We start from the raw sequence: 4,500 nt of genomic DNA on the forward strand, positions 1-4,500 counted from the left end.
CTCACCGATGGAGTGACCGGACAGGAAGTCCGGCCGGATGCCCCACGATTCGAGGAGGCGGAACAGCGCCACCTCGACGGCGAACAACGCGGGCTGCGTGTACGCCGTCCGGTCGATCAGCCCGGACCCGGCGCCGCCGGACATCACGTCCGACAGCGGCCGGTCGAGGTGCTGGTCGAGGTGGGCGCAGACGGCGTCGAGTGCGTCCGCGAACGCGGGCTGGGTTTCGTACAGTTCGCGCGCCATGCCGGGCCGCTGGCTGCCCTGGCCGGTGAAGAGGAAGGCCAGTTTGCCGGGGGCCGGGGTGTCCTCGACGAGCGCCGGGGCGGGGCGGCCCTGGGCCAGTGCGGCCAGCGTGTCGAGGAGGGTTTCCCGGTCGCTGGCGGTCAGGGCGGCGCGCCGTTCGAAGTGGGAGCGCGTGGTGGCGAGCGAGTACGCCGTGTCGGTGAGGTCGAGGCCGGGGTGGGCGCCGAAGTGGGCGTGCAGGCGTCCGGCCTGGTCGCGCAGGGCGTCGGTGGTCCTCGCGGAGAGCAGGAGGGGTGCCGCGGCCGGCGGCGCCGTACGGGTCTTGGCGACGGCCGGGGTCTCCGGTCCGGCGTCCGGGGCCTGTTCGACGATGGTGTGCGCATTGGTGCCGCTGATGCCGAAGGAGGAGATGCCGGCACGGCGGGGGCGGCCGGTCTCCGGCCAGGCCCGGGCCTCCGTGAGCAGCGCGACCTCGCCCGCCGACCAGTCGACGTGCGGGGTGGGCTCGTCCACGTGGAGAGTGGGCGGCAGTACGCCGTGGCGCATGGCCATGACCATCTTGATGACACCGGCGACGCCCGCGGCGGCCTGGGTGTGCCCGAGGTTGGACTTGATGGAGCCGAGCCACAGCGGCCGGTCGTCGTCGGGACGCTCCCGGCCGTAGGTGGCGAGCAGGGCCTGGGCCTCGATCGGATCGCCCAGCTTCGTGCCCGTACCGTGCGCCTCCACCGCGTCCACGTCCGCGGCCGACAGGCCGGCGGACGCCAGCGCCTGCCGGATCACGCGCTGTTGCGAGGGCCCGTTGGGTGCCGTGAGGCCGTTGCTCGCGCCGTCCTGGTTGATGGCGGAGCCGCGGACGACCGCGAGCACGGGGTGGCCGTTGCGGCGGGCGTCGGACAGCCGCTCCACGAGGAGCATGCCGACGCCCTCGCCCCAGCCGGTGCCGTCCGCGGACGCGGCGAACGCCTTGATCCGGCCGTCGGCGGCCAGTCCGCGCTGCCGGCTGAAGTCGACGAAGGAGGCGGGGGTGGACATGACGGTGACACCGCCGGCCAGCGCCATCGTGCACTCCCCCGCGCGCAGCGCCTGGGCGGCCCAGTGCAGGGCCACGAGGGAGGAGGAGCAGGCGGTGTCCACGGTGACGGCGGGGCCCTCGAGGCCGAGGGCGTAGGAGACCCGGCCGGACAGGACGCTCGCGGCGTTGCCGGTGCCCAGGAATCCCTCGGCTCCTTCGGGCGCGGCCAGCATGAGCGACAGGTAGTCCTGCCCGTTGGTGCCGGCGAAGACGCCGACCCGCTCGCCGCGCAGGGTGGCCGGGTCGATTCCGGCGCGTTCGAGTGCCTCCCAGGAGGTCTCCAGGAGCAGCCGCTGCTGCGGGTCCATGGCGAGGGCCTCGCGGGGCGAGATGCCGAAGAAGGCCGGATCGAAGTCGGCGGCCCCGGTGAGGAATCCACCGTCGCGCACGTAGGTGGTGCCCTCGGTGCGGGCCTCGGGGTCGTAGAGGGCGTCGGTGTCCCAGCCCCGGTCGGCGGGGAAGCCGCTGATCGCGTCCCGCCCTGCGGCCAGCAGGTCCCACAGGTCCTCGGGGGTGCGCACACCACCGGGGAAACGGCAGCTCATCGCGACGATCGCGATCGGGTCGTCGTCCGTCGCGGTGCCCGCGGGGCGGCCTGCGGCGAGGCCGTGGGCTTCGCCGGAACCGGTGCCGATGCCGGTGGCCGGTGTGCCGAGCAGGGTCGTGCGCAGGAAACCGGCGAGGGCGCGGGCGTTGGGGTGGTCGAAGACGAGGGTGGCGGGCAGGCGCAGTCCGGTGAGCCTGCCGAGGAGGTTGCGGATCTCGACGGCGGTGAGCGAGTCGAAGCCGAGGTCGCGGAAGGCGCGGCCGGGTTCGACGGCTTCGGGTCCCGGGTGGCCGAGCACGGCGGCGACCTGGGTGCGCACGAAGTCCAGGACGATGCGGTCGCGTTCGGCTTCCGGCGCGTCGGCGAGGGTGCGCCGGAAGGAGGACGCCTCGCCCGAGGCGGCCGGGTCGTCCGCGGCCGCGTTCTCCAGGGCGTGGCGTGCCTCGGGCAGGCCGGTGATGAACGGGCTGGGACGTACGGCGGTGAGTGCGGGCGCGAACCGGTCCCAGTCGATGTCGGCGACGAGCGAGTACGTCTCGTCGAGGGCCAGCGCCCTGTGCAGCGCGGTGAGCGCGAGTTCGGGGTCCATCGGCGGCATGCCGGACTGGTGGAGCCGCTGGGCGACGACCTGGTCGGTGGCCATGCCGCCCTCGGCCCAGGCGCCCCAGGCGAGCACGGTCGCGGGCAGGCCGAGGGCCCTGCGGTGCTCGGCGAGCGCGTCGAGACCGGCGTTGGCAGCAGCGTAGTTGGCCTGGCCGGCGCCGCCGAAGGCGCCCGCGAGGGAGGAGAACATGACGAACGCGGTCAGGTCCAGATCGCGGGTCAGCTCGTGCAGTACGGTCGCGGCGGCCGACTTGGCGCGCAGCACGGTGGCGAGGCGTTCGGGGGTCTGGGCGTCGAGCACACCGTCGTCCAGGACGCCCGCCGCGTGCACGACGGTGGTCAGCGGGTGCTCCTCGGGCACCTCGGCCAGCAGCCGGGCCATGGCCGCGCGGTCGGCGACGTCGCAGGCGGCGATGGTCACTTCGGCGCCGAGCGCGGTGAGTTCGTCGCGCAGTTCGCCGGCGCCGGGCGCGTCCGCGCCCCGGCGTCCGACCAGGAGCAGATGCGCGGCGCCGTTGCGGGCCAGCAGGCGTGCGACCCGGGCGCCGAGGGCTCCGGTGCCGCCGGTGACGAGGGCGGTGCCGGTGAGGGACCACTCGTCGGCGGCGGGCCCGGCGGGGTCGCCGTGCCCGGCGCGGGCCAGGCGGCGTACGAAGATGCCCTGCGGGCGCACGGCGAGCTGGTCCTCGGCGCCGAAGCCGCCGGGGTCTGCGGGGTTGCCGAGGCCGCCGAGGATGTCGGCGAGCCGGGCGAGGGCGCGGTCGCCTGGCGTGCGCGGGAGGTCGATCAGGCCGCCCCAGCGCTCGGGGTACTCCTGGGCGGCCGACCGGCCGAGCCCCCAGACGTGGGCCTGGGCGGGGCTCGCGGCCCGGTCGGCGCGGCCCACGGCGACGGCCTCACGGGTGAGGCACCACAGCGGGGCCTCGATCTCCGTGTCACCGAGCGCCTGCACGAGCGCCGTGGTCGCCGCGAGGCCGGCCGGGACCTCCTCGTACTGGGCGTGCGGGCGCTCGTCGAGGGCGAGCAGTGAGAGTACGCCGGTGGGGGTGGTGGCACCGGGGGCACCGGCGGTGGCGGCAGCGTCGGGCGACTCCGGGTCGTCAGCCGGTGTGAGCGCGGCGCGCAGCCGTTCGGCGACCGCCGTACGGTCGTCCGCCGCCGCGTCGATCTCGCAGTGCCGTACGGTCACCCCGCTGTCGGCCAGCATGCGTGCCGCGGCCGTCACCCACGGGTCGTCGGCGAGGCCGGCGGGCGTGACGAGCAGCCAGGTGCCGGTCAGCGGCCGGTGCACGGTCTGCGTCAGGGGCTGCCAGGTCACCCGGTAGCGCCAGCCGTCGACGGTGGAGCGGTCCCGGCCGCGCCGGTGCCAGGCGGACAGGACGGGCAGGACCGCGCTGAGCGGCTGGTCCGCGTCGACGCCGAGGGCTTCCGTGAGCGCGGCGAGGTCCTCGCTGTCCACGACCTCCCAGAACCGGGCGCCCACCACGTCGAGCGCCTCGGCCGTGAGCGCCTCCGGCTGGGTGAACGGGTCGCGCGGCCAGTACACGTGGCGCTGGAACGCGTACGTGGGCAGGTCGACGCGGCGGGCGCCGGTACCCGAGAAGTAGGCCTGCCAGTCGAGGTCCGCGCCCTGGGCGTGCAGGCGTGCGACAGCGGTCGTCAGCGCCTGCGCCTCGGGGCGGTCGGCGCGCAGCGCGGGCACGAACTCGGCGTCGGGGCGGGTGACGCAAGCCTGCGCCATCGCCGACAGCACACCACCCGGCCCGAGTTCGAGGTAGGTGGTGACGCCGCTCGCCTCCAGCCGGCGAACGCCGTCCAGGAAGCGCACCGCCTCCCGGACGTGCCGAACCCAGTAGCCGGGGTTGGCGATCTCGTCGGCGGTGACCAGCTCACCGGTGAGGTTGGAGACGACGGGGACGACCGGCGGGTGGTACGTCACCCGGCGCGCGACCTCGCCGAACGCCTCCAGCATGGCGTCCATGTGCGGCGAGTGGAAGGCATGACTGACCGTCAGCCGCTTGGTCCTGCG

The 4,500-nt window shown here is 75.2% G+C and carries 1 protein-coding gene; it reads right to left on the bottom strand.

Annotated features, from left to right (window positions below; translation table 11 throughout):
• Window positions 1-4,500: type I polyketide synthase (locus IE249_RS35135; RefSeq protein ID WP_189711524.1), on the bottom strand; the 4,500-nt coding region annotated here is incomplete at both ends.

It is taken from the genome of Streptomyces anandii JCM 4720 (assembly GCF_014650655.1).
In the GTDB taxonomy this organism is placed as follows: Bacteria; Actinomycetota; Actinomycetes; order Streptomycetales; family Streptomycetaceae; genus Streptomyces; species Streptomyces anandii.